The sequence below is a fragment of the Ferrovibrio sp. genome, from assembly GCF_046297895.1.
Taxonomy (GTDB): domain Bacteria; phylum Pseudomonadota; class Alphaproteobacteria; order Ferrovibrionales; family Ferrovibrionaceae; genus Ferrovibrio.
In genome coordinates, this window is sequence record NZ_JBKBHC010000003.1 from 236,227 (window position 1) to 260,569 (window position 24,343).

At 65.0% G+C, this 24,343-nt stretch carries 22 protein-coding genes and 1 riboswitch; of the genes, 12 read left to right on the plus strand and 10 right to left on the minus strand.

The annotated features are described in order from the left end of the window. The first annotated feature begins 18 nt into the window (after positions 1–18). The 6 genes from ACK4FK_RS06125 (at position 19) to ACK4FK_RS06150 (ending at position 8,594) form a co-directional block, all read left to right on the plus strand. Positions 19–1,389: a sigma-54 interaction domain-containing protein gene (locus ACK4FK_RS06125; protein WP_409742579.1), complete on the plus strand. Its 1,371-nt coding sequence runs from the start codon at positions 19–21 to the stop codon at positions 1,387–1,389. Positions 1,390–1,420: 31 nt separating this feature from the next. Further along, on the plus strand, positions 1,421–3,553 hold the full coding sequence (gene flhA, locus ACK4FK_RS06130) for a flagellar biosynthesis protein FlhA (RefSeq protein WP_409742581.1): 2,133 nt from the start codon (positions 1,421–1,423) through the stop codon (positions 3,551–3,553). A gap of 29 nt (positions 3,554–3,582) precedes the next feature. Further along, positions 3,583–4,653 (plus strand): hypothetical protein, encoded by a 1,071-nt coding sequence (locus ACK4FK_RS06135; protein WP_409742584.1) that lies wholly within the window; start codon positions 3,583–3,585, stop codon positions 4,651–4,653. Then, positions 4,650–5,486, plus strand: coding sequence for a MinD/ParA family protein (locus ACK4FK_RS06140; protein WP_409742587.1), 837 nt, complete (start codon positions 4,650–4,652; stop codon positions 5,484–5,486). The genes ACK4FK_RS06135 and ACK4FK_RS06140 overlap by 4 nt, the downstream gene beginning before the upstream one ends. Positions 5,487–5,514: 28 nt before the next feature. Further along, the gene (locus ACK4FK_RS06145; RefSeq protein WP_409742590.1) at positions 5,515–7,587 is read left to right on the plus strand and encodes a hypothetical protein; all 2,073 of its coding nucleotides are present in this window, start codon (positions 5,515–5,517) and stop codon (positions 7,585–7,587) included. Positions 7,588–7,697: 110 nt separating this feature from the next. Then, entirely contained in the window at positions 7,698–8,594 is an 897-nt protein-coding gene (locus tag ACK4FK_RS06150) for a DMT family transporter (protein ID WP_409742593.1), read from the plus strand. Here ACK4FK_RS06150 and ACK4FK_RS06155 read toward each other — a convergent pair. Next, entirely contained in the window at positions 8,591–9,028 is a 438-nt protein-coding gene (locus ACK4FK_RS06155) for a hypothetical protein (RefSeq protein ID WP_409742596.1), read from the minus strand. The two genes, ACK4FK_RS06150 and ACK4FK_RS06155, sit on opposite strands and share 4 nt — an antisense overlap. Before the next feature lie 17 nt (positions 9,029–9,045). Beyond that, positions 9,046–10,383: a flagellar protein export ATPase FliI gene (gene fliI, locus ACK4FK_RS06160; RefSeq protein ID WP_409742599.1), complete on the minus strand. Its 1,338-nt coding sequence runs from the start codon at positions 10,381–10,383 to the stop codon at positions 9,046–9,048. A 273-nt stretch (positions 10,384–10,656) separates the two neighbouring features. Here fliI and ctrA point away from each other — a divergent pair, with 273 nt between their 5' ends. Continuing rightward, complete coding sequence (ctrA, locus tag ACK4FK_RS06165) at positions 10,657–11,376, plus strand: response regulator transcription factor CtrA (RefSeq protein WP_409742602.1); 720 nt, start codon at positions 10,657–10,659, stop codon at positions 11,374–11,376. Between the two features lie 86 nt (positions 11,377–11,462). Here the strand turns inward: ctrA and ACK4FK_RS06170 are convergent, their stop codons facing one another. From ACK4FK_RS06170 to ACK4FK_RS06180, 3 genes are all read right to left on the minus strand, one after another. After that, positions 11,463–12,188, minus strand: a complete 726-nt coding sequence (locus tag ACK4FK_RS06170; protein WP_409742605.1) for a DUF4198 domain-containing protein — start codon at positions 12,186–12,188, stop codon at positions 11,463–11,465. A 31-nt stretch (positions 12,189–12,219) separates the two neighbouring features. Further along, the gene (locus ACK4FK_RS06175) at positions 12,220–14,349 is read right to left on the minus strand and encodes a TonB-dependent siderophore receptor (protein ID WP_409742608.1); all 2,130 of its coding nucleotides are present in this window, start codon (positions 14,347–14,349) and stop codon (positions 12,220–12,222) included. A 236-nt stretch (positions 14,350–14,585) separates the two neighbouring features. Then, positions 14,586–14,788, minus strand: a riboswitch (cobalamin riboswitch). A 50-nt stretch (positions 14,789–14,838) separates the two neighbouring features. Next, positions 14,839–15,456, minus strand: a complete 618-nt coding sequence (locus ACK4FK_RS06180) for a histidine phosphotransferase family protein (RefSeq protein WP_409742611.1) — start codon at positions 15,454–15,456, stop codon at positions 14,839–14,841. An 89-nt stretch (positions 15,457–15,545) separates the two neighbouring features. Here ACK4FK_RS06180 and ACK4FK_RS06185 point away from each other — a divergent pair, with 89 nt between their 5' ends. Together ACK4FK_RS06185 and cysQ are read left to right on the plus strand one after the other, a co-directional pair. Continuing rightward, complete coding sequence (locus ACK4FK_RS06185) at positions 15,546–15,725, plus strand: DUF3553 domain-containing protein (protein ID WP_409742614.1); 180 nt, start codon at positions 15,546–15,548, stop codon at positions 15,723–15,725. Positions 15,726–15,734: 9 nt separating this feature from the next. Further along, complete coding sequence (gene cysQ / locus ACK4FK_RS06190; protein WP_409742616.1) at positions 15,735–16,499, plus strand: 3'(2'),5'-bisphosphate nucleotidase CysQ; 765 nt, start codon at positions 15,735–15,737, stop codon at positions 16,497–16,499. On the opposite strand, the gene trhA is transcribed toward cysQ, so the two are convergent. The 5 genes from trhA to ACK4FK_RS06215 form a co-directional block, all read right to left on the minus strand. Next, the gene (trhA, locus tag ACK4FK_RS06195) at positions 16,496–17,134 is read right to left on the minus strand and encodes a PAQR family membrane homeostasis protein TrhA (protein WP_409742618.1); all 639 of its coding nucleotides are present in this window, start codon (positions 17,132–17,134) and stop codon (positions 16,496–16,498) included. The genes cysQ and trhA overlap by 4 nt on opposite strands. A gap of 65 nt (positions 17,135–17,199) precedes the next feature. Continuing rightward, positions 17,200–17,763, minus strand: a complete 564-nt coding sequence (locus ACK4FK_RS06200; protein ID WP_409742621.1) for a periplasmic heavy metal sensor — start codon at positions 17,761–17,763, stop codon at positions 17,200–17,202. A 94-nt stretch (positions 17,764–17,857) separates the two neighbouring features. Continuing rightward, complete coding sequence (locus ACK4FK_RS06205; RefSeq protein ID WP_409742624.1) at positions 17,858–19,666, minus strand: feruloyl-CoA synthase; 1,809 nt, start codon at positions 19,664–19,666, stop codon at positions 17,858–17,860. 156 nt (positions 19,667–19,822) lie between these two features. Then, complete coding sequence (locus ACK4FK_RS06210) at positions 19,823–20,812, minus strand: MDR family oxidoreductase (protein ID WP_409742627.1); 990 nt, start codon at positions 20,810–20,812, stop codon at positions 19,823–19,825. A 75-nt stretch (positions 20,813–20,887) separates the two neighbouring features. Continuing rightward, positions 20,888–22,054, minus strand: coding sequence for an acetyl-CoA acetyltransferase (locus ACK4FK_RS06215; protein WP_409742630.1), 1,167 nt, complete (start codon positions 22,052–22,054; stop codon positions 20,888–20,890). Positions 22,055–22,345: 291 nt separating this feature from the next. Here ACK4FK_RS06215 and ACK4FK_RS06220 point away from each other — a divergent pair, with 291 nt between their 5' ends. The 3 genes from ACK4FK_RS06220 to ACK4FK_RS06230 all read left to right on the plus strand — a co-directional run bounded on the left by ACK4FK_RS06220 (position 22,346) and on the right by ACK4FK_RS06230 (position 24,269). After that, positions 22,346–23,512: a peptidoglycan-binding protein gene (locus ACK4FK_RS06220; protein ID WP_409742633.1), complete on the plus strand. Its 1,167-nt coding sequence runs from the start codon at positions 22,346–22,348 to the stop codon at positions 23,510–23,512. Beyond that, positions 23,500–23,814 carry a hypothetical protein gene (locus ACK4FK_RS06225; RefSeq protein WP_409742635.1) on the plus strand — a complete coding sequence of 105 codons (315 nt, stop codon included), beginning with the start codon at positions 23,500–23,502 and terminating at the stop codon, positions 23,812–23,814. The genes ACK4FK_RS06220 and ACK4FK_RS06225 overlap by 13 nt, the downstream gene beginning before the upstream one ends. A 158-nt stretch (positions 23,815–23,972) precedes the next feature. Then, positions 23,973–24,269, plus strand: coding sequence for an usg protein (locus ACK4FK_RS06230; protein WP_409742638.1), 297 nt, complete (start codon positions 23,973–23,975; stop codon positions 24,267–24,269). The last annotated feature ends 74 nt before the right edge of the window (positions 24,270–24,343 follow it).

Genomic DNA, 24,343 nt, shown 5'->3' on the forward strand with positions numbered 1-24,343 from the left:
GGGGCTCTGGGGCGGATAATGCGACTGATCATCATCGGCACGCTCAACGGACAGATCGGCGCGGCAACCCGCATCGCACTGCAGCGCGGCGCCAAGGTGGCGCAGGTCGAGGATATCGATCAGGCGCTGAACACCCTGCGCAACGGCCGTGGCGCCGACCTGGCGATGATCGACGTCAGTCTCGACGTGAAGCGCCTGGTGGACAGCCTCAAGAACGAACGGATCAGCCTGCCGGTGGTGGCCTGCGGCATTGGCAATGATGCGCGCGCCGCCGTGGCGGCGATTCGCGCTGGCGCCAAGGAATACCTGCCTCTGCCGCCCGAGGCCGACCTGATTGCCGCGGTGCTGGAGGCGGTGGCCGAGGAAAGCCACCAGATGCTGTTCCGCGACCCCGCCATGGGACAGGTGGTCAAGCTGGCCGAGCAGATCGCGCCGAGTTCCGCCTCGGTGATGATCACCGGCGAAAGCGGCACCGGCAAGGAAGTGATGGCGCATTTCATCCACGCGCGCTCGCCGCGTGCCGAGCGCCCCTTTGTTTCGGTGAACTGCGCCGCCATTCCCGACACGCTGCTGGAATCGGAATTGTTCGGCCACGAAAAGGGCGCCTTTACCGGCGCGGTGGCACGCCGCCTGGGCAAGTTCGAGGAAGCCAATGGCAGCACCCTGCTGTTGGACGAAATCAGCGAGATGGATATCCGCCTGCAGGCCAAGCTGCTGCGCGCCATTCAGGAGCGCGAGATCGACCGCATCGGCGGCTCCAAGCCGGTCAAGGTCGATATCCGCGTGATCGCCACCTCAAACCGCAATCTTGCCGAGGAAGTGGCGAAGGGCAATTTCCGCGAAGATCTGCTGTTCCGGCTCAATGTCGTCAATCTCAAGCTGCCGCCGCTGCGTCAGCGTCCGGCCGACATCGAACTGCTGGCTGCGCATTTCGTGAAGAAATATGCCGAGGCCAACGGCGTGCCTGAGCGTCCCTTGAGTGCGGCTACCGTCGAAGCGCTGAAACAGGCGCCCTGGCGCGGCAATGTGCGCGAACTGGAAAACACCATGCATCGCGCCGTGCTGCTGGCGATGGGGCCGCAGATCGAAATTGCCGATATCCGCCTGCCGGACGGCAGCGCCCTGACCGATGCCCTGGGGCGCGCCCCGGCCGGCGATGGTGCTGCGGCAACGGCCGAGGGCGCCAGTCCCAATCTGGTCGGCCGCACCGTCGCCGACGTGGAGCGCGACCTGATCATCGACACGTTGAAGCATTGCCTGGGCAACCGCACCCATGCGGCGAATATTCTTGGCATTTCGATCCGCACGCTGCGCAACAAGCTGAAGCAGTATTCCGACGAGGGCGTGGCCGTTCCGGCCGCCAATGAAGGCACGCGGGCGACGGCGTAAAGCCGCCGCGCGGGGTTGAGGAGAGGCAAGGATGGCGGAGAACGTACCGGCCGATGGCCAGGTTGGTGCTCCCGGCGCAGCAGGCGTCGGTGGCCCCGGCCTGTTCGACCGGATGCGCAATGTCGGGCGGCATGGCGACATCATGCTGGCCATCGGCATCATGGCCATCCTGTCGGTACTCATCCTGCCGATGCCGACCTGGCTGCTGGACGTGGCGCTGGCGCTCTCCATCACGGCTTCCGTGCTGGTGATGATGACCTGCCTGTTCATCACCAAGCCGCTGGAATTCTCCAGCTTCCCGACCGTGCTGCTGATCACCACCATGCTGCGGCTGGCACTGAATCTGGCCTCCACGCGCCTGATTCTGGCCCACGGCCACGAGGGTACCGACGCCGCCGGCCATGTGATCGAGGCTTTCGGCCAGTTCATCATGAGCGGCAACCTGGTGATCGGCATCATCGTGTTCGCCATCCTGGTGATCGTCAATTTCGTCGTCATCACCAAGGGTTCCGGCCGCATCGCCGAAGTGTCGGCGCGCTTCACCCTGGATGCCATGCCCGGCAAGCAGATGGCGATCGACGCCGATCTGTCGTCAGGCCTGATCGACGAGGCCACCGCGCGTATCCGCCGCAAGGAACTGGAAGACGAATCGAGCTTCTTCGGCTCGATGGACGGTGCCTCGAAATTCGTGCGCGGCGATGCTGTCGCCGGTTTGCTGATCACCTTCATCAACCTGATCGGCGGCATCATGATCGGCGTGATCCAGAACGGGATGCCGTTCTCCGCCGCGCTCAACACCTATTCGATCCTCAGCGTTGGCGATGGCCTGGTGGCGCAGATTCCGGCGCTGATCATCTCGGTCGCCGCCGGTATCATGGTGTCGAAGGGCGGTGTCACCGGCTCCACCGACAAGGCGCTGTCGCGGCAGCTCTCCTCCGTCAAGGCGCTGGGCATGTCGGCCGTGCTGTCGGCCTGCTTCGCCATCATCCCGGGCATGCCGTTCATTCCGTTCCTGCTGCTGGCGCTGGTTTCCGGTGGCCTGGCCTATCTCGCCTGGCAGCATGAGAAGAAAGCGCAGCTTGCCGCCTATGTGCCGCCGCCGCCACCACCGGCCCCGGTCAGTCCGCTGGATGAGCCGGTCACCAATGCCCTGTCGATCGACGACCTGCGTCTCGAACTGGGCTTCAGCCTGCTGCCGCTGATCAACGATGCGCGCGGATATCGGCTCACCGACCAGATCAAGGCGCTGCGCCGCCAGATCGCCATCGACATGGGCTTCATCATGCCCAGCGTGCGCATCCTCGACAACATGCAGCTGCCCGGCACCACCTATGTGATCCGCGTCAAGGAGGTGGAAGCTGCGCGCGGCATGGTCAAGCCCAATGCGCTGTTGGTCATGGATCCGCGCGGCGAGCGCATTGCGCTGGCCGGCGAGGAAACCATCGAACCCACTTTCGGCCTGCCGGCCATGTGGGTGGACGAGTCTCTGCGGGACGAGGCGATGTTCCGCGGCTATACCGTGGTCGATCCCGGCACGGTGATCACCACCCACCTCACCGAGGTGGTGAAGGACAACATGTCCGACCTGCTCAGCTATGCCGAGACGCAGAAGCTGATCGAGGAACTCAAGAAGGCCAACGACAAGCTGGTCAGCGAGGTGATTCCGGGCCGCATCACCGTGAACGGCGTGCAGCGCGTGCTGCAGAACCTGCTGGCCGAGCGCGTCTCGATCCGCGATCTCGCCACGGTCCTGGAAGCCATCGCAGAAGCTACCGGCTATACCCAGAGCGTGACGCAGATTACCGAACATGCCCGCTCGCGTCTGGCGCGGCAGATTTCCAATGCCAATGTCAGCCCCGACGGCTATATTCCGCTGGTGACTCTGTCCCCGCAATGGGAGCAGAACTTTGCCGAGGCGCTGATCGGCCAGGGCGAGGAGCGCCAGCTCAGCATGCAGCCTTCGCGGTTGCAGGATTTCATTGCCCAGGTACGTCAGACCTTCGAGCGCCTGGCCGCCGAGGGTCACACGCCGGTGCTGCTGACCAGCCCGGGCATCCGGCCTTATGTGCGTTCGATCGTGGAGCGGTTCCGTCCGGCCACGGTGGTGATGTCGCAGCAGGAAATCCATCCGAAGGCCAAGCTTCGGACGGTGGCTCAGATATGATCGCGGCGCGGTTCCAGGGATACTGAACGATGCGGCTGAAGACCTTCCAGGCAGTGACGATGACCGAGGCGATGGACCTCGTGCGCCGCAGCCTGGGCGAGGATGCCATCATTGTCTCGACCAACAGCCACCGCAACGGCGGCGGGGTCGAGATCACGGCAGCCGTCGAGCAGCATAACGAGGATGATTTTGCCACGCCCGAGGCGCAGGCCCTGCGTTACGGCCAGGGCAATGGCCGCCTGTTCGTACCCGATGAGGATTTCGCCGATGGCTCAACGCGGCAGACCGGCGAACTGATCGCCGGCGCTCTCGCCTGGCATGGCGTGCCGCAGCGGGTGGCGGACCGCCTGACCGAGGCTGCCATGCGCGTCGGTCTCGACGATGCCCTGGGCGCCCTGGCCGAGGCGCTGGACGAGGTCTATCGCTTTCCCGGCCTGAGCAGCGACAACCGTCCGCTCATCCTGATCGGCCCGCCGGGCAGCGGCAAGACCATCGCCGCCGCCAAGATCGCGGCGCGTTGCGTGATGGACCGCCGCAGCGTGCATGTGGTGTCCTGTGATGTCAGTCGCGCCGCCGCCGGCGAGCAGCTAGCCGCACTCTGCCGGGTCATGAGCGCGCCGTTCGACGAAGCGGCCGATGCACGCGAACTTGGCCGGATCGTTGATGCCGCGCCGGCCGAGGCCAAGCTGGTGATCGATACGGCCGGCATCAATCTGTTCGACGCCACCGAGCGCAAGGCGCTGAAAGCGCTGATCGATGCCAGCGGCGCCGAGCCGGTCGCCGTATTTGCCGCCGGTACCGACGCGATGGAGGTCGGCGAACTGGCCGGCCAGGCGGTGGCGCTGGGCGCACGCCGCTACATTGCAACCCGGCTTGATGCTGCCCGCCGCCTCGGTGCCGTGATCATGGCTGCCGATCTCGGGGGGCTTGCCTTCGCCGATGCCGGTGCCTCGCCATTCGTCGGGCAGGGCTTCCTGCGTCTCGATCCACTCGGCCTGGCGCACCGCCTGCTGGCCGATCCCGATGCGCTGGCCGCCGATGCGGCCAATGCTGCTTCCGCCAATATCCCGAAACCCGCCGTCTTCAAGGCTGCCGAATGACCGTGACGACCATGACGCCGACGACACCGCCTCCCTCCGCCGCCCGTCCGGCCCGCCATCCGGCTGCCGCGCTGCGCCAGCCCAACATCGTGGCCGTCGCTTCCGGCAAGGGCGGCGTGGGCAAGACCTGGCTCTCGGTTACGCTGGCGCACAGCTTCGCCCGCCAGGGCCAGCGCGTGCTGCTGTTCGACGGCGATATCGGTCTGGCCAACGTCGATATCCAGCTCGGCCTGATGCCCGATCGCGACCTGGGTAGCGTGATTGCTGGCCGTTTCAGCTTGGCCGACGCCGTCATGTCGTCGGAAGCGGGATTCGACATCATTGCGGGCAAGTCGGGTTCGGCGTCGCTGGCCACTTTGGACCAGGCCGCGCTCACTGCCCTGCGCGATGAACTGGCGCAGCTCGCCAAGAATTACGACCGCGTGGTGATTGACCTGGGCGCTGGCGTCGATGCCGTCGTGCGCACCTTCTCGGCGGTTGCCGGGATCACCCTGGTGGTGACCAACGACGAGCCGACGGCGCTGACCGATGCCTATGCCTATATCAAGCTGGCGCGCATGGCCGACCGCAACGCTGATGTCCGTGTGGTTATCAATATCGCGCCGACCACGCGGGAGGGCGAGCGCACCTATGCCAAGCTGAACAAGGCGGCCGAGAATTTCCTGAAATATTCGCCGCCGCTGGCCGGCGTGATCCGTCGCGACGACAAGGTGCGCGATGCGATCCGCAACCAGGTGCCGCTGCTAACCCGCCACCCGATGTGCGAGGCCGCCGAGGATGTCGACGCGCTGATGCACGGTCTGATGCGCGCGTCGCAGACGGCGCCGCTCTGAACCACACTGCCGCCGACGGAGCGGACCCGTGAGCGAACTCGGTCCGCTGCTGCCCAAGCCGCCCACGCCGCCCGCCGGCAACAGCGGCACGGCCGCGCCGCCGGCCCAGGCCACTCCGGCCAGCACCACGCCGACGGCGGCAGAGGGTGCCGCGGTGCAGACCGCGGCGGCCGTCACCCAGACGGGCAGTACCGCGCCGGCCCAGACGCAGTCGCCGGCCCAATCCCCAGCCCAGCCGCAGGCGCCGGCGCAGAATCCCGGATCGCCGGCGCAGCAGCCTCCCGCGCAGGGATCGCCGTCATCGCCATCCACGGTGCTGCAGCGGGATGCGGCAGCGGAAATCTCGGCCTCGCTGCGCGAACTGGCACGTGGCGGCCAGGTGGATGCCACGGTGATTGCCCGCGACGGGCAGGCATTGCTGGTGCGCACCGCCGCAGGCAGCACGCTCAGCCTCCCAAACCTGGCCAGCATGCTGCAGCAGGCGAATATCGCCGTGCTGAACGCCGCGCTGAAGCTCCAGCTCAATCCGGAAAATCCCCAGCAGGCGACTCTGCTGGCCGCCAACGGCAAACCGCTGGCCCTGCCGATACCCGTTCAGGTGCAACCGCCGACCGCAGCCCAGCTAGCCTTGGCCGCAGCGCCGCCGCAGCCTGTGGCCGCCACCGCCACCGCTGCCGCATTGCCGCAGCCGGGACAGGCGCTGGCCGCGACCGTGCAGTCCCTGCCGCTGCCGGCCGCTGCCGCCGCCCAGGCGGCGTTGCCGCCCGGCAGTCAGGTGCAGGTGATCGTGCAGGCAGCCAGCTTGCCGACGACGGTGCCGCCATCGACGACATCGTCGCCTGCCGCCGCCCCGCCGCTGCCGTCTGCCCCGTTGACGCCCACCGCATCGCCGCCAACGCCGCCCATACCCGCGCAGCCCGCGCCTGTCGCCGCCGCACCACCGGGTGGCGGCGCGCTTGCCCCCGCGACACCGGCTTTGCCGCCCAGCGGCTTGCCTGCCGCAGTCGCGGTGCAGGTGGCAGCACAGTCTGCCGCATCGCCAATGTCGCCCTCGCCGCCAACGCCGCCGCCCGCGCCTGTCGCCGCCCAACTGCCGCTGCAGGCCGCGACGGTTCAGACTCCCGTTCCCCAGCCGGCGCCGCAGCCCGCGCCACAACCCTTGCCCGCAGCGGGTTTGCCGCTGCCGGCTCACGTCGCCGCGCAGGCAGCCCATGCCGGCGCCAGCCCCGCCGCCCTGATTGGACAGACGCTCACCGGCGTGGTGACCGGTCAGACGCAGACCGGCCAGGTGCTGGTCACCACCGCGCAGGGCGTGCTGGCCGTCAGCCTGCCGCAGCCATTGCCGCCAGGCACCCAGCTTTCGCTTGAACTCGCCGCCATCACCCGGCCGCCCAGTCCGACGCCAACCATCCTCAGCCCCGCCCCGCTGGCCACGGTGCTCACGCGGCTGCAAGGCGAATGGCCGGTACTGCAGCAGACCCTGGATGCCATCCGCGCCGCCGATCCGGCTCTGGCGCAGCGCCTTCAGGCCGAGCTGCTGCCGCAGCCCAATGCACGGCTGGCTGCCACCGCGCTGCAATTTATGGCCGCGGCCGCGGCCGGCAATGCCCAGGCCTGGCTTGGCTCGGAGGCGGTGCGCAAGCTGGAACAGCAGGGCCGGCAAGATCTGCTGCGCCGACTGGACGATGATTTCCGCGAACTCGGGCGGCTCAACCAACGCAGCGGCGACAATGACTGGCAAGCTCTCGTCCTGCCGATGCTGATCGGCGGCAAGGTGGAGCCGATCCAGATCTTCATGCGCCGGCGCCGCAATCGCAAACAGCAGCAGGAACAGACCCGCTTCATCATCGACTTCAATCTGGAAAGCACCGGACCGATCCAGTTCGACGGCCTGGTCAGCGTCAAGCAGCTCGATCTGATTCTGCGCAGCGACAGCGAATTCGGCCCGGCCTTCCGCATGGATGTCAGTGCGATCTTCGAAGAGGCGCTGGCCATCACCGGCATGACCGGCAGCCTGCGCTTTCACGACCACGAGACGCCGCTGCCCTGGCCCAGCCCGGAACTGGAAGCCAGGGGCCCCAGTACCGAGCTCAAGGCCTGACGATCCGGCCGAAACAAAGTCGCAAGAAACGGATGGCCTTCGCCTTGGCGCCGCGTTACATGCCTGCATGACCGGAATGAAGAATCACTCATCCTGCGGGCGCTGCTGATATGACTGGACGCGTTTGGTTGCTGATCGGCATGCTGTCGCTGCTCTGGGGCGGATCGTTCTTTTTCGTCGGCGTTGCCGTGCGCGAGCTGCCGCCACTGACCATCGTGGCGTCGCGTGTGGCGCTAGCCGCACTGGTTCTGCTGCCGGCATTGCATCTGATGGGCCAGCATCTGCCGCGCGAGCGGAAAATCTGGCTGGCCTTCTTCGGCATGGGCCTGCTCAACAACGCGATTCCATTCACCCTGATCGTCTGGGGTCAGGGCCAGATTCCGAGCGGGCTGGCGGCGATTCTGAACGCCACCACGCCGATCTCCACGGCGATCGCGGCGCATGTCTTCACGCACGACGAGAAGCTCACGCCCAACCGCATCCTCGGCGTGCTGCTGGGCGTGGCCGGCGTGGCGGTCATGCTAGGGGCCGACCTGCTTTCGGGCCTGGGTCAGAATCTGCCCGCACAGGGCGCCTGTCTGCTGGCGACATTGTCCTATGCCTGTGCCGGCGTGTTCGGCCGCCGCTTTCGCCGCATGGCCGTGCCGCCGCCGGTCACCGCCGCCGGCCAGTTGCTGGCCTCCACGCTGCTGCTGCTGCCGCTGGCGCTGCTGGTCGACAAACCCTGGAACATGGCTCTGCCGGGCTGGCCGGTGATCGCCGCGTTGCTGGCGCTGGCGGTGCTGTCCACCGCGCTCGCCTATGTGATTTTCTTCCGCGTCATGGCGGCTGCGGGCAGCAACGTCAATCTCGTCACCCTGCTGGTGCCGGTCAGCGCCATCCTGCTCGGTGTTCTGGTGCTGGATGAGTCCCTGTTGCCGCGCCATCTGCTCGGCTTCGGCATCATCGCGCTGGGCCTGCTCGCGATCGACGGGCGCGTGCTGCGCCGGCTGAAGGCCCAGGCCTAGCCCGGCAGGTCGCCCGGCTGTTCCTGGCGGCGGCGGAAGCCCTGCAGTCCGGCCTCGTCCATCTCGGCCTGTTCGCGGCGCTCCTGCTTCTGGCGTTCGCGGCGTTCCCAGTTCTCGAGCACCAGTTCGTATTTCTTCAGCTCGCGGAAGGCGGCATTCACCTCTTCCTGGGCGGCGGCGATGCGGTCGATGATCTCGTCGCGCGAGACCTCCACATTGGCGCGGCGTTCGCGGTTCGCCTTACGGTAATTGGTGAAGCCGAAACTGGAATCGTAATGCAGCGTGGCGACGTGGCGCTCATGCTCCAGTTCCTCGTCCAGCTTCTGCATCTGCCGCTCGAATCCTGCCCGCAGGATTTCCAGGTCCACGACAATGCGCCGCCGCTCGTCGAGACGCCATTTCCACAGCCGGATCAGTCCATCCACGCCACGCATGATCTAGGCCGTCGCTCCTACTGGGCTGCCTGCTGGCCGCCTTCGCCCTCGATGAAGATCTCGGCGAGGCGGGCATACCCCGAAGACAGGTCGGCGCGCTCGGTTTTCTGTTGCTTGAGGAAGGCTTCCAGCAGCGGCTGGTAGCGAATCGCCTCGTCCACCTTGGGATCCGATCCCATGCGATAGGCTCCCAGCCGGATCAGCTCGGCCATGTCGTCATAGGTGGCCATCAGTTGCCGCGCGCGGGTCACCAGCAGATTCTCGTCGTCGGTGTTGCAGCCCGGCATGGTTCGCGAGATCGAACGCAGGATATTGATGGCGGGATAGCGACCGCGCTCGGCGATGGCGCGTTCCATCACGATATGCCCGTCGAGAATGCCGCGCGTGGCATCGGCGATCGGCTCGTTGTGGTCGTCGCCGTCCACCAGCACGGTGAACAGGCCGGTGATACTGCCTTCCTCGGTGCCGGGGCCGGCGCGTTCCAGCAGGCGCGGCAATTCGGCGAAGGTGGTGGGCGGATAGCCTTTGGTGGTGGGCGGTTCGCCGCCCGAGAGGCCGATCTCGCGCTGCGCCATGGCGAAGCGGGTGACGGAGTCCATCAGACACAGCACCTGCTTGCCCTGGTCGCGGAAGAATTCCGCCACCGCCAGCGTCATGTAGGCGGCCTGACGGCGCACCAGCGCCGGCTCATCCGATGTCGCAACCACGATCACGGTGCGGGCCAGGCCCGACTTGCCCAGGTCGTCCTCGATGAATTCCTGCACCTCGCGGCCGCGCTCGCCGATCAGGCCCACCACGTTCACGTCTGCCTCGGTATAGCGTGCCATCATCGACAGCAGCACCGACTTGCCCACGCCTGAACCGGCGAAGATGCCCATGCGCTGGCCGCGGCAGCAGGAGATGAAGGTGTTGATCGCGCGCACGCCCAGATCGATCTTGGCGCCGACCCTCTTGCGGGAATTGGCCGGCGGCGGATTGGCGCGCAGGGGATAGGGGCGGGTACCGTTGGTCAGCGGCGGCCCGCCATCCAGCGGGCGGCCCAGTCCGTCGATCACGCGGCCGGCCCAGCTAATGTCGGGGTACACCACCGGCTGGTCTTCGCCCACCACGGCGCGGCAGCCCAGGCCGACGCCGTCCAGCGAGCCGTAAGGCATCAGCAGGGCGCGGTTCTGGCGAAAGCCGACCACCTCGCATTCCACATTGCGGTTGTCGCGGGCCTGCACATGCACCCGCGAGCCGATCGAGAGGTGCCGCTCCACGCCGGCCACCTCCACCAGCAGGCCCTGGATCGACGTCACCCGGCCGGTGAAGCTGACATCCTTGATACGGTCGAGATCCATCAGCAGGCTGTGCATGGCGTGCCCATAGGGGGAGACTAGGCCCGCAGCTTAACGGGCCAGGCTTAACCGGCGGTAAAGCCCGCGCCGGCAGGCAGGTCGATATTTCCTTGTATTTTGAGAGTTTAGCAGGATTTTCAAGACCGGGCAGGTCTTGTTTTCCCGCGCGCGCCCTGTGGACAAATCCGTTAACTTTAATAGTTAACAATGGTAAACTGCAGCGAATCGGGCGGAAAAACGCCAAACCTGGGCGGACCAGTGGGGTCCGGCCTGTGAAAGCGTGGGGGTGCCATGCGGGTGCTGCTGATCGAAGACGACGCCGCGATGGCCAAGAGCATCGAACTGATGCTCGGCGCCGAGGGCTTCAATGTCTACAAGACCGAGTTCGGGGAAGAAGGCCTCGATCTCGGCAAGCTGTATGACTACGACATCATCGTACTCGACTTGAACCTGCCCGACATGCACGGCTACGACGTGCTGAAAAAACTGCGTGCGGCCAAGGTCAATACTCCGATCCTGATCCTGTCGGGCATGGGCGAGCCGGACAAGAAGGTGAAGGGGCTGGGTTTCGGCGCCGACGACTACATCACCAAGCCGTTCAACAAGGACGAACTGGTTGCCCGCATCAATGCCATCGTGCGGCGGGCCAAGGGCCATTCCCAGTCGGTGATCCAGACCGGCAAGCTGACCGTGAACCTCGACGCCAAGTCGGTGGAGGTCGAGGGCGGCCGCCTGCATCTCACCGGCAAGGAATACGCCATGCTGGAGTTGCTTTCGCTCCGCAAGGGCACCACGCTGACCAAGGAGATGTTCCTCAACCATCTCTATGGCGGCATGGACGAGCCGGAACTGAAGATCATCGACGTCTTCATCTGCAAGCTGCGCAAGAAGATCGCCTCCGCCACCGGCGGCGAAAACTATATCGAGACCGTCTGGGGCCGCGGCTATGTGCTGCGCGATCAGGTCGAACCGGTTGCCGCCGGCGCCAAGCGGGCGGCCAATGCCCGCTGACCGGGCACGATAAACCGATTGCGCATACGCAATGAAAAAAGCCGGCCTTGATGGCCGGCTTTTTGTTGTGGGCGGATCCGGATTTGTTACGGCTTCACCTTGAAGACCAGCGAGGCATTGTAGAAGGTGCCTTCCACTTCGCTGCCGGCATCCTTGGCGAAATGGCTCACCTCCACGCCGGCGAAGCCGCGCCTGGGCACGGTCACGGTCGCTTTGCCATCCTTGCCGGTCTTGATCTTCTCGGCCTTGACGTCGTGGCCGAGGAAGATGTCGGCCACCAGGCTGGCATCGGCCAGCGGCTGGCCTTTCAGCAGCACCAGCACGGTCAGCTTGTCGCCGGCTTTCAATGTGGCCGGATCGGCCTGCGGCACGATCTCCAGGTCCAGGCCCAGCGGCGTGGCGAAGGTCGCCATTGGCGCCAGATAGGCCTTGGGCATCTTGAACGAGGGGCCGGCGATGGTTGGATTGGCCACGCTGCCCTTCGGGCCGTTGTTCCATTTGCCGTCCGGGCCCTTGGACCAGTATTTGTTGTCGAAGAAGGCCGCCACCAGCGCGGCATTGCCGGCCGGCTTCACGGCAGCCGATTTCTCCATGCGCTCGACCTCCGCCGTCACCGGCCTGCCGGCTGAATCGAAAGCCCATGCCTTGGTCACGCGGGCCGGGTCATAGGTATCCAGTTCGCCCGGGTCGCCATTGTTGATCATCAGCCGGCCGGCCTTGTCGGGCTCGATCCATACCGAATGGGCGGCAGCGGGCTGCGCGAGGCCGAAGACCAGCAGGCTGGCGGCCAGAAGCAGGCGTTTCATCATCATATGTCCTTTCATCGGTGAGGCAGGGGGGTGATCAGAACCGGACCGACAGCGAGGCCATGGCGCTGAGCGGTTCGCCCGGCACCACGCGCAAGGGGCCCAGCGCGCGTTCGTAATATTCGGTGTCGAACAGGTTGGTGATGTTGAGCGAGAGCCTGGCCGCCTCGGTGATCCTGTAGAAGGCCAGCAGATCCACCTTGGCATAACCGGGCAGCAGGAAACCGTCATTGCTGCTGCTGCCGGCGCGATCGGCCACGGCATTCACGCCGCCGCCAAAGCCGAAGCCCTTCATCGGCCCGTGCAGGAATTCATACACGCTCCACAGGCCGAAGCTGTGCATGGGGATATTCTGCAGGCGGGTTCCTGGTGCGATGGTGGTGTCCTGCGTGACTTCCGCATCGACATAGGCATAACCCGCAACCACCCGCCATTCCGGCAGCAGGTTGGCGGTCAGATTCAGGTCAAAGCCCTTGCTGCGCACTTCGCCGGTCTGGACATAGGTATCGGCAATGGTCGGGTGACTGGCCAGCACGTTCTTCTTGGTCAGATGGAACAGTGCAGCCGTGGCGCTGAGCCTTCTGTCCAGCAGATCTGTCTTCACGCCGGCCTCGTAGCCCAGCCCGGTTTCGGGTTCGAATGGTTGGTCGCCGGCCGCGGTATAGAATCCGGTGTGCGAATCCATCACCGGGCGGAAGGATTTCGCCACGCTGGTATACAGCGCCACATCGGGCACGACCTTGTAGGTCAGGCCGGCGCGCGGGCTGAATCCCTTGCGCGACTGCGGGATGGTCTTGCCGATTCTCTGGTTGGCGAAATCCTGCTCGAACCAGTCGGCGCGGAAACCGACCTGCGCTTCCAGCTGTTCGGTCAGGCTGATCTGGTCCTGCATGTACAGGGCATAATTGTCCGATGTGTCCTTCAGATCAGTGACGGGGTTCATGACTGCCGAGGTCTGGCTGTAGACCGGATTGTAGATATTGATGGAATTCGTACTGGCGGCGCGGGCAAACAATTCGCTCGATACCGCACGTTCGTATTCCAGCCCGGCCAGCAGCGTATGGCTGATGCTGCCCGTTTCGACATGGCCCACGGCCTCGAATTGCGTGGTGGCGCTGTGCCAGGTGTAATCGCGCAGCTGGCGTCGGCGGCTCAATATGCCCGTGGATGCGTTCAGCGCGCTGGCCTCGGTGGCAAAGCCGTACATAGAACCGTTCTTGGCCTGCAATGCGGCACGCAGGCTCCAGTCGTCGCTGAGCTCATGCTCCAGCCGGGCCGAGGCCATATAGTTCTTGTTTTCGATCTTGCCGTCGCTCGGTTCACCCAGGAAGCGGCTGATCGGAATCACGCCGAGCTGGCCATTCACGGCCACCACACCGCGGTCGAACACGCGCTCGTCGTTGATTGCCTCTGCCTCGATGGTCAGCCGGTTGCTGCTGTTCGGCTGCCAGGTCAGGACGGGCGCGAAGAACTGTCGCTCGGACGAGACGTGATCGCGGAAGCTGTCGCGGCTTTCCACGGCCAGGTTGGCGCGACCCAGCAGTGACTTGTCGTCGTTCAGAATCGCATTGGTATCCACCGTGCCGCGATACAGGCCATAACTGCCGATGCTGCCCTGCAGGATGGTGAAATTCTCGGTCAGCGGCTTCTTGGTCACGATGTTGACGAAGCCGCCGGGATCGCCGCGACCATAAAGCGAGGCCGAGGGGCCGAGCAGCACATCCACCTGCTCGATATTGGCGGAGTCGGAGGTGGCGTCGTAGCGCCGTCCGGTCGTGAAGCCATTCTTGGCCGAGTTCGTCGTCTTCAGGCCGCGCAGGTTCATCTCATAGAGATTGAGGCCGCCGAAATTGTTGCCTTTCGATATGCCGCCGACATAGTCCAGCGCCTTTTCCACGTTGGCGGCGCCGGTGTCTTCCAGCAGCTGCCTGGGCATCGCCACCACGGTCTGTGGCACGTCGATCAGCAGCGTGTCGGTTTTCGTGGCGCTGGAACTGCGCGGGGCGCGGTAGCCCTCGGACTCGTCGGCCGGCACCGCGCCCTGAACCGTGAGCGGCGGCAGGCTGACGGCGTCGTTTGATGCAGCCTGCGCCAGTGCCAGTCCTGGCAGCAGCGCGATGGTCAGGCCGAGCAGGGCCGGCCGGTTAAGGCTTTGTGATTTGGTCATTTTCCCCTCAGGTCTTTTTGTGCAATTCAGTCTGGGTCGCAATTTATGCCCGTAATGTTATAATATAACAATCCTCGGGACATAAAAGGCGCGGTATTCAGGAGGGGCGGATAGGCAGGATCGTCGTCATGGCGGTCTCGCGGCAACGCAGTGGCACGTCACCGCAGGCGCATGTCTGGCCGGGGCTGGTCGGCCCGGCCTTACATCTATCGGAATCACCCCGTCCGACATGCCCGCGTGTGACCACGGCTGACGGCAGGTCTCCTGGCTTGCGGGTCGTCGCGTTCCGTCGGCCTTCCCGGTGCGAGACGCGCCAGTGGCCATGATGACGGAAAACTCGCCGCTTACAGTTGCGGGGGCAGCCGCGGCATGGGGCGATCGTCGCCCGTACCGCGTTCCCTGTTAGGCCCGAAAGGGCACCGTCGGCGGGGATGCTATGCGAAGCCTGACGTAAACGTCAATGCCGGCAGAGCCATCCAGTCAACAGACTCAGGCGACAAAACGGAGCGTCAGCGCCGAGTCGCTCAGCGCTGCTTCCACGCTCAGATCGCTGGCAAATGCCAGCAGGCGGGCATAGCGGGCCATGGCGGGCGCCGGCTCCAGCGGCCAGTCGGCCTCGCCGGTGAAGGCGGCGGCCACGCCATCCTGCCAGCGCAGCATGCTGCCCTCGGCACGGATCGCCCAGCCGCCGCCATCGCGGCTGAGGCTGAGCGTGCCGCCGCGCGGCAGGGCCTGCCCGGCCAGCGCCAGCCCCAGTAACAGCGCCTTGCCCAGCGGCTTGGGCAGATCGATCTGGTCCTGCGGCAGGCCGAGATCCAGTCTGCCGCCGGCGAAATAGCTCTGTGCCACACGGGTCAGTTCGCCCAGCGGCATTGCATCCTGCACGCCGCCCGAGGCGCCCAGGGCCAGGCGGAAGAAGGCCAGCCGCCGCGCGGCATCGGCAGCCGATTGTGCGATCAAGCCGATCGCCTCCTCGCGCATGGCGGGATCGGTTTCCTCGGCCAGCAGCTCCACGCCGTTATTCACCGCGCCGATGCTGCCGGCCAGATCGTGGCACAGCCGCGAGCAGATCAGAGCGACCAGGTCGAGTGTTTCGGTGGTGGCCATGGCTGAACTCTCCGGCGACAGGCGGTGGCGATGGAACACCGTCCTGTCTAAGATGTCTGTCGCAGGCAATCAACCGCAAGCGAGTTTTCATGCTGGCTCCATTCGTGCCCGGGGATTGGGTGGAGAATCCGCTGGAACCCGAATGGGGTCCGGGCCAGGTGCAGTCGGCCATCGGGAACCGCGTGACGGTGAATTTCCTGCATGCCGGTAAGCGCCTGATCAATACCGAGCAGGTGATGCTGCGTCCCGCCGATGCCCCGGAAGACTGATCCCGAGCGATGCCAACCGATCCCACGCAGTTTGCCCCGGCGATTCTCGATCTCGCGCATAAGGCCGGAACCGCCATCATGGCGGTCTACGCCACGTCATTCGAGCAGCGCAGCAAGCAGGACCACAGCCCCGTCACCGACGCAGATGAGAAGGCCGAGGCCATCATCCTGGCCGGCCTTGCGGCGCTCGCACCGGATATCCCGATCGTGGCGGAGGAGCAGGCCGCGCGCGGCGAGACGCCTGTGGTTACCGGCCGGCGTTTCTGGTTGGTCGATCCACTCGATGGCACGCGCGAATTCATCGACCGCAACGGCGAGTTCACGGTCAACATTGCGCTGATCGAGAATGGCGTGCCGGTACTGGGCGTGGTGGTTGCGCCGGCTTTGGGCCAGGCCTGGCTTGGCCATGGCGACCGCGCCTGGCGTCATGAAGGCGATTCGGTTGTGCCGATCCATGTGCGCCGCGTGCCGGAGCGCGGCGCACATGTGCTGATCAGCCGCAACCATGTCGACCGCGAGATCGCCGGCTGGATCGAGCGGCAGCCCGAAGCCACTAGGCAGACGGTGGGCTCGTCGCTGAAATTCTGCCGCATCGCCGAGGGGACGGCGGACCTGTATCCCCGCTTCGCCTCCATCTCGGAATGGGATACGGCCGCCGGCCAGGCGGTGCTGGAGGCGGCCGGCGGCGCGGTGGTCACCTGGCAGGGCGAGCGGCTGCGGTATGGAAAGCCCGGGTTCCGCAATCCGGGGTATCTGGCGCGCGGCGCGGCCTAGGCGATCGCCACGTCAATCAGGATCGCGACATAATGGCAGGCCGCGGCCGCCAGCACGAAGACATGCCAGATCGCGTTCTGGAAGGGCAGCCGCTCCCACAGATGGAACGCCACGCCGATGCTGTACAGCCCGCCACCCGCCAGAAGAAGAACCAGCGCGGCCAGCGATGCGCCATCCAGCAGGGGCTGGAAGGCGGCCAGCACGGTCCAGCCCAGCAACAGATAGGAGGCCACCGATACGCGCTCGAAACGCATGGGGAAGAACAGCTTCGCCGCCACGCCGGCCAGGGCGATGCTCCACACGAAGGCGAGCAGCCCGATGCCCCATAGACCGCCGATCACCATCAGGGCGAAGGGCGTATAAGTGCCGGCGATCATCACGAAGATGGCGGCGTGGTCCAGTCGGCGGAAACGGGCCTTCAGGTCGGCATGGGTGGTCATGTTATACAGCGCGGAACAGCCGATCATGGCCAGCAGGCCAAAACCATACAGCCCCAGACTGACGGCCCGCGGCAGATCCGGGTCGAGAACAACCAGCACCAGCAGCGTGGCGCAGGCTCCCACGGCAAAGGCCAGGCCCAGCAGATGCACGACGGCATCGGCGAAATACTCGGCGCGGCTGATCCGGCGCGGCATGGGGCCTCCTGGTGTAAGGCCGGCAGGATAACCCTGCAAATGCGGCGACAGGATGACGGGCGGCGTTAGCGCTCGAAGTCGTCGCGGCCCAGATCGTCGCGGGGATTGGCCGGGCTGGGCTGGTAACCGCGCAGGCTGGCGAAGCGCAGCACCTGTTCCGGCGTCAGGGTATCGCGCGCCGACAGATGGCCGCGCAGGCGGGCGGCGCGAAGCCGGCCCTGCAGATTCGCGATGCGGGCAGTCTGGCCATCCACCCGTCCGGAATCGACATTGCCCTCGGCAAAGGCGCGTTCCAGCCGGCGCTCCTCGTCCAGGATGCGGCGGCCGATGGCCATGGTTTCGGCCTCCAGGGCGAACTGAATCTGGCGGATCTGCTGGCGCTGCGTCTCGTCCAGACCCAGCGATTCGGCCATCTGCAGCAGGGTCTGCGGTGCGGGGAACAGGTTGCTTTCGGCGCGGGCGTGATCATCGGCCTGCAGCGGCACGATCACGGCGGCCACCGGCGGAATGGTCGGTATGTCGGTCTCAAGGGGTGGCGGCCTGTCAGGCTGGTGCCCGATCGAGCCAAGCGCGAAACCGGCCGCCAGCGTGAGGCCGAACGCCAGGGTGGCGATCAGGTGGCGCGTCATGGGAGTCTCTCCAAGAATTTCTGCGCCGTAGGCGGCGGGACGAATATGCAGTCCCGCCGGAATCGGCAGTAGGCGCAGGATAGAGAGAACGATCCTAGCTGTCGGTGACGGCGATCACGTCGGGGCCCGGTGGGTCGGCATACAGGCGGTTCACATCCGCGAGGCGACGTTCCAGCACGGCACGCTGATTGATGTAGCCTTTGTCGGTGATCTCGTTGGCGTCGATGGAAGGCGGATCGTTCAGCAGCAGCACACGCTGCACCTTCAGCGACGAACCGCCCTGCGTCCTGTTGTGAATGCGCAGCTTTTCGGCGATCTGGCGACGCAGTTCATCCGGCGCCAGGTCCTTGGCTGCCGCCGTCGGCCAGGCCAGCAGACCGACATAGGGCTTGTCCGGCCCGGTCACCACCGCATCCTGCAGCAGCGGCGAACAGGCGGCGATGGCGGCCACGCGCACGCCGCCCACATGCACCCAGGTGCCGGTGGTCAGCTTGAAGTCCTCGGCGATTCGCCCGTCGAACATCACGCCGCGGTTGAGATCGTCGGGGTCGATCAGCTTCGCGGCATCCCCGATGCAGTAGAACCCCTCCTCGTCGAAGGCGGCCGCGGTCTTGTCCGGTTCCCCCAGATAGCCCGGCGTCACGTTTGGACCCTTCACGCGCACTTCCAGCTTGCCGCCTGAAGGCGTGAATTTCAGTTGCACGCCCGGCACCGGCACGCCGATCACGCCGGCGCGCTCGATGGGGAAATGCGCCGCGGTGACCATGGGCGCGGTTTCGGTCGAGCCCCAGCTCGAGGTCATGGTCACGCGCTTGCCCAGCGTGCGGATCGACAGCGTTTCCAGCCGTGCCCACAGATCGGGCGGCAGCGCGGCACCGGCATAGAAGATCAGGCGCAGATCGCCGAAGAAGCGACGGCAGAGATCCTCGTCCTGTTCCAGATACGGCAGCAGCATGGCGTAGCCGGCCGGCACGTTGAAATAGACGCTGGGCGACACGTCGCGCAGATTGGCGATGGTTTTCTCCACCAGCCCCGGCGCCGGCTTGCCCTCGTCGATATGCAGCGTGCCGCCCTGGCGCAGCACCATGTTGAAATTATGGTTGCCGCCGAAGGTGTGGTTCCACGGCAGCCAGTCCAGCAGCACCGGCGGCTTTTCCTGCAGGAAAGGCCATATCTGTGCGATGGCCTGCTGGTTGCTGCTCATCATGCGATGTGTGTTGATCACGCCCTTGGGCAGGCCGGTTGAACCGGATGTAAACAGGTATTTCGCAACCCAGTCCGGGCCGATCTGCGCCAGCCGCGCGTCGACGGCGGATGTCGCACTGGTGTTCAGCAGGTCTTTCATCGCGGTGCCGCCGGCGCCGTCGGAACTCACCACTTCCACGCCATTCAGGTTCAGGCTTGCCAGCGCCTTTGCAAACAGCGCGCCCTGCTCGGCGAAGATCATCTTCGGGCGCACCAGATTGAAGATGTGGTGCACCTTGGCGAAATCGCCGCTCATCAGCGAATAGGCCACCGAAATCGGCGCCACCGGCACGCCGGCGACAAAGCCGCCCAGCATCAGCAGGGCATGGTCGATGCTGTTGGCCGACAGGATCATCACCGGCGCGGTCTGGCCCAGACCACGGTCCAGCAGCGCCTGGGCGACGTTTCGCGCGGCCTGCCAGGCCTGGGCATAGGTCACGCGACGCCAGCCGCCATCCGCCTGGCGCTGGGCGATGAACACCGCGTCGGGCCGTGCCGAGGCCTGGGCTTGCAGCACCAGGCCCATGTGTTCGGGATAGTCGTCCAGGCGCTCTTCGGACTGCAGGATGAAGCTGCCATCCGACCGGTCGGTACGGCGGATGCGCGGCGTGGCCAGTGCAAGCGGCAGAAAAGGCGGTTTTTCGCCCTGCTGGATCATCGGGTTTCCTCCCAGAAACCGTTTTATGTTGCCGCCATATTTGTAAGGCAGCGTTACAATATTGGGGCCATCATAGCGTCTCGCGACCGCCTTACAAGAGGGAAAAGAAAAGGCCCGGGCAAGCCGGGCCTTTCACCTTCGCCGAAGGGCTGTGGTTCAGGCGTTCACGTCGATCACGACGCGGCCGCGGATTTTCCCGGCGATGATCTTCGGCGCCAGGTCGAAGATATCCGACAGCGGATGTATTTCGGTCATCGCCGCCAGCTTGTCCTTGGGCAGGTCTTTCGCCAGTTGCCACCAGGCGCGTTTGCGCTTGTGCATCGGCGCCATCACGGAATCGACACCCAGCAGGCTGACATTGCGCAGGATGAAGGGGAACACGCTGGCTGGCAGGTCGGTGCCGCCCGCCAGGCCGCAGGCCGCGACCCAGCCGCCGTATTTAATCTGGCTCAGCACGGTCGCCAGCGTCTGGCTGCCGACTGAATCCACGGCGGCTGCCCAGCGCTCCTTGGCCATCGGCGGGCCTTTCTGGTTCAGCTCCTCGCGGGGAATGAAGCCGCTGGCCCCGAGCGACGTCAGATACGCATGGGTGTCCGGCCGGCCTGTGGCCGCGATCACGCGATAGCCTTTCTGCGCCAGCAGCGCGACGGCCACCGAGCCGACGCCGCCGGCCGCGCCCGTCACCAGCACTTCACCGTCATCCTTGGTCAGGCCGGCATCCTCCAGAGCCTGCATGCACAGCATGGCGGTGTAACCGGCTGTTCCGATGGCCATCGCCTCCTGCATGGAGAAGGCATCGGGCAGGCGCACCAGCCATTCGCTTTTCATCCGGGCGAAGCGGCCATAGGCACCCCACTGGGTTTCCGACAGGCCATAGCCGTTCACGATCACCTTCTCGCCCGGCTTAAAGTCGGAATTGGCGGATTCGATCACCGTGCCGGCCAGGTCGATGCCCGCCACCAGCGGCATCTTGCGCGCGATGCGTCCGCCGGTCAGCGCCAGGCCATCCTTGTAGTTCAGCGTCGAATAGGCCACCTCTACCAGCACGTCATGCGGCGGCAGGTCGGCGGTGCTGATGGTCTTGAAAGCGGCTTTCGGCTTGCCGTCGACCTCTTCGATCATCACGGCGCGGAAGGTCTCGGACATTCATTCCTCCTGAAATACAAATGCCCGGGCCAGAAAATTGCATCTGGGCCCGGGCATTCTGTTCGTGTTTGCAGTTTAGCGCAGCGGCTCGAGGATCGAGACGTAGTTGGCCACGGCCACGCCGCCCATGTTGAACACGCCGCCCAGCTTAGGATTCTTCACCTGGATGTCGCCTGCGGTACCTGAAAGCTGCATCGCCGCCATCACATGCATCGACACACCGGTGGCGCCGATCGGATGGCCCTTCGACTTCAGGCCGCCCGAGGGATTGACCGGCAGTTTGCCATCCATCTGGGTCCAGCCTTCCATGATCGCCTTGGCGCCCTGGCCCGGTGCGGTCAGGCCCATTGCCTCGTATTCGATCAGTTCGGCGATGGTGAAGCAGTCATGGCTTTCAGCAAACGACAGGTCCCAGATGCTCAGGCCAGCATCATTCAGCGCATCGGCCCAGGCCTTGGCCGGACCTTCGAAGGCAATCACGTCGCGCTTGGCCATCGGCAGGAAATCCTGCACATGCTTGGACGCGCGGAAGGCGATCGCCTTCTTCATGCCCAAAGCCGTCTGCACGTCGCTCAGCACCAGCGCGGCGGCGCCGTCTGACACCATCGAGCAGTCGGTGCGGCGCATGCCGCCCACCACCAGCGGATTCTTGTCCGACACGGTCTTGCAGAACTCGTAGCCGAAATCCTTCTGCATGTGGGCCAGCGGGTTCTTGCTGCCGTTCTTGTGATTCTTGGCGGCGATCATCGCGGTGGCATCCGACTGGTCGCCATAACGCTGGAAATACTGCTTCTGGATCGAATCGAACACGCCGGCGAAACCGCCTTCGTTGAAGACCTCCGCCTTGCGATAGCTGGCCTTCAGCAGCACGTTGCCGACCACGTCGTTGGGCGAGGAGGTCATCTTCTCCACGCCGACGCACAGCACGAAGCGCGCCTTTTTGGCCGCAATGGCGTTCAGGCCCTGGAAGATCGCAGCCGAGCCGGTCGAGCAGGCATTCTCCACGCGCGTGGCCGGTTTGAAGCGCAGGCCCGGATCAGCCTGCAGCACCAGCGAGGCCGAGAAATCCTGGTCCACCAGGCCGCCGTTGAAATGGCCCAGATAAATGGCGTCAATGTCCTTCGGCTCCAGGCCCGCGTCGCGGATCGCGCCGACCGCGACCTCCACGATCAGGTCTTCGGCATCCCTGCCGTCCAGTTTGCCGAATTTGCTGTGACTCCAGCCGACGATGCAGGCGGTCATGGCTCTGGTCCCTTTCTCTAGCCGTGCTTGCTTCGGGTCTCGCTCCCAACGCTCCATCCGCCCCAGGTAATGCCCAGGGGCGGATTCGAACGCTCGGTCGGAAATAAGAGGGTGGCCGCCCGGTGGAAGTCAAGACGGGCCCGTGAGCCTCCTCCGTTGCCCCAGCGGTCGTCCGGCCGGGAATGGCTGATTTCCGCGCGGAAACAGCATAGTGAGAACATAAGATGAAAATAGACTTGAAAACAGGAAATTCAAGTATAAATTCATGTTATGTTCTTAAAGGAGGCGCCCATGCCGGCCTATCAGCGTCTGTTCGACCCACCCAGGCAGGACGATCTCGAATACCTGCCCGACCCGCTCGGCCGGCTGGACATGGGCAGCTATGTCGAGAAGCCGGCCGACATCCCCGATCCGGGCTGGGACGCGGCGCGCGGCGACTGGATGGACGGCGCGCCGCTTGGCCGGATCTTCGGCGACAGGCTGTTCGATCTGCAATCCGGCGTCGGCGCGGGACAGACGAACCGGCGCGCCGACGTATTCAAGCTGCAGGCCCTGCTGCACCGGGAAGGCGTGCTGGATGCCGCCGCCACCGAGGGACCGACGGGCTACTGGGGTGGTCGCGACGATTACGCCCTGCGCAAGTTCCAGAAGGAGAACGGCCTCACCATCGACGGCTATGCATTGCCGGACGGCGAGACCATAGAGACGATCAAGGGCTTCTACACGCCGCCAGCTGAGCTACGTATCCGCACCATGGAAAAGCGCGGAGGTTATCCCGAGCCGCAATTGCGGCCCATTGGCCTGGGTTCCGACCGGCCGATAAAACCGACGCTGCTGTCAAGTGATCGAAGCACCCAGCAGGAGGCGCAGGCCGATACCGGCATGACAGGCAATCTGCCGGCTGTCCCGGACATGGCCGTCGCGGAAACGCCACTACTATATCGCGGGCAGGACCGTGAGCGATCGATCCTGCAGAACACGCCTGGTCGCATACGAATTCAAACCAATCCTAAAGCGGATAGCAAAGACCCCTGGTATCTGGTTAATGGTGCCGGGCGGTCGGCGGTGATGCTGCACGACGACATTATCCGCCGTGAGGCGGCGAAGCAGAAGGTCGATCCTGATCTCATTCGTGCCATAATCTATGCGGAGAATGCACGCGGGCATTACTTTGGCGCCGCGCGGGCGGCCGAGGGACTTGGCAAGGCCGGATCCATATTTCCGATGAACATCAACCCAGAGAAATGGCGTGATCTTGGTTTTGCGGGGCGGAATCCCAGCAATCCCGAAGACAACATCCGTGTCGGCGTAACTTTGGTCAAACGCATTATCGATCGCCTTGAGAATCCAACCCCTGAGGCAATCGGTACGCTGTATAACAGCCTGCCGCAGGACCGGGTCACGGATTACGGCGCCTATATCGGCCGCTTGCTGCAGGAAAAGCCATGGCGGGATTGATGCCTGCAGCGAAGGGTTTGTCGTGGCCGTTCCGCCTGCTTGTCAGCATGCTGCTCGGCTTATTGCCGCCGGTGGCATTCTTCGGTTCGATCCTGCTTCAGACCGATGGTACCGAACCGCGCGACTTCTGCATTCCGACTGAAAGAGAATCCGGATTGCTGGTGTTGCAGATGAACTCCGGGGGGCAGGTTCCTTATGCCTGCGAACTGAACTGGAGCCTTGCGATGATTTATATCCTTCCGTCAGCGATCTTGTTCGGCTTGCTCGTCTTTGCGACCTGGACTTTGGTGCGCCGCCGCTAGCAGCCGCAATCACCGAGTGCCAATATGCGTGCCGTTTACAGAAAGTTATTGTCATCGGACCGACACTTTCGGCAGGTTTTGACTGAAGGTGTGCCGGCCCGCGAGTCGGTTGTCGTCGAGACGTCGGGTGCGGCTCCCGCAGAAGGCAGGAGGCGAGAATGTCCGATTTGTCCCGTTCCTCTCATACCGCTTCGACTGAGTGGCTGGAAAAGCTGCTCACCTACCACCTGACCACGGCCGAAATCCTCTACCACATGCCCGACCATCCGCGGCTGCTGCAGAGTTACGTCTGGCAGGATTACGATCTCGCGCCGAAATTCCCGGGCCTGCGCAAATTCCTCGATTTCTGGGAGGCCAGCCTGGACGGCAAGCTGCATTCCGTGCGCGTGGTTTCGGCCCGGATCGTCAGCGCGCAGGATTATCGCGCGGCAATAGCCAGCTACGACCTGCATTAAGGACGTTGCCCGGCGGGCCCGGAGGCTGGTACCGGGCGGCGTCTATGCTAGTCTGCGCGCGGTTTTGCCGCCCA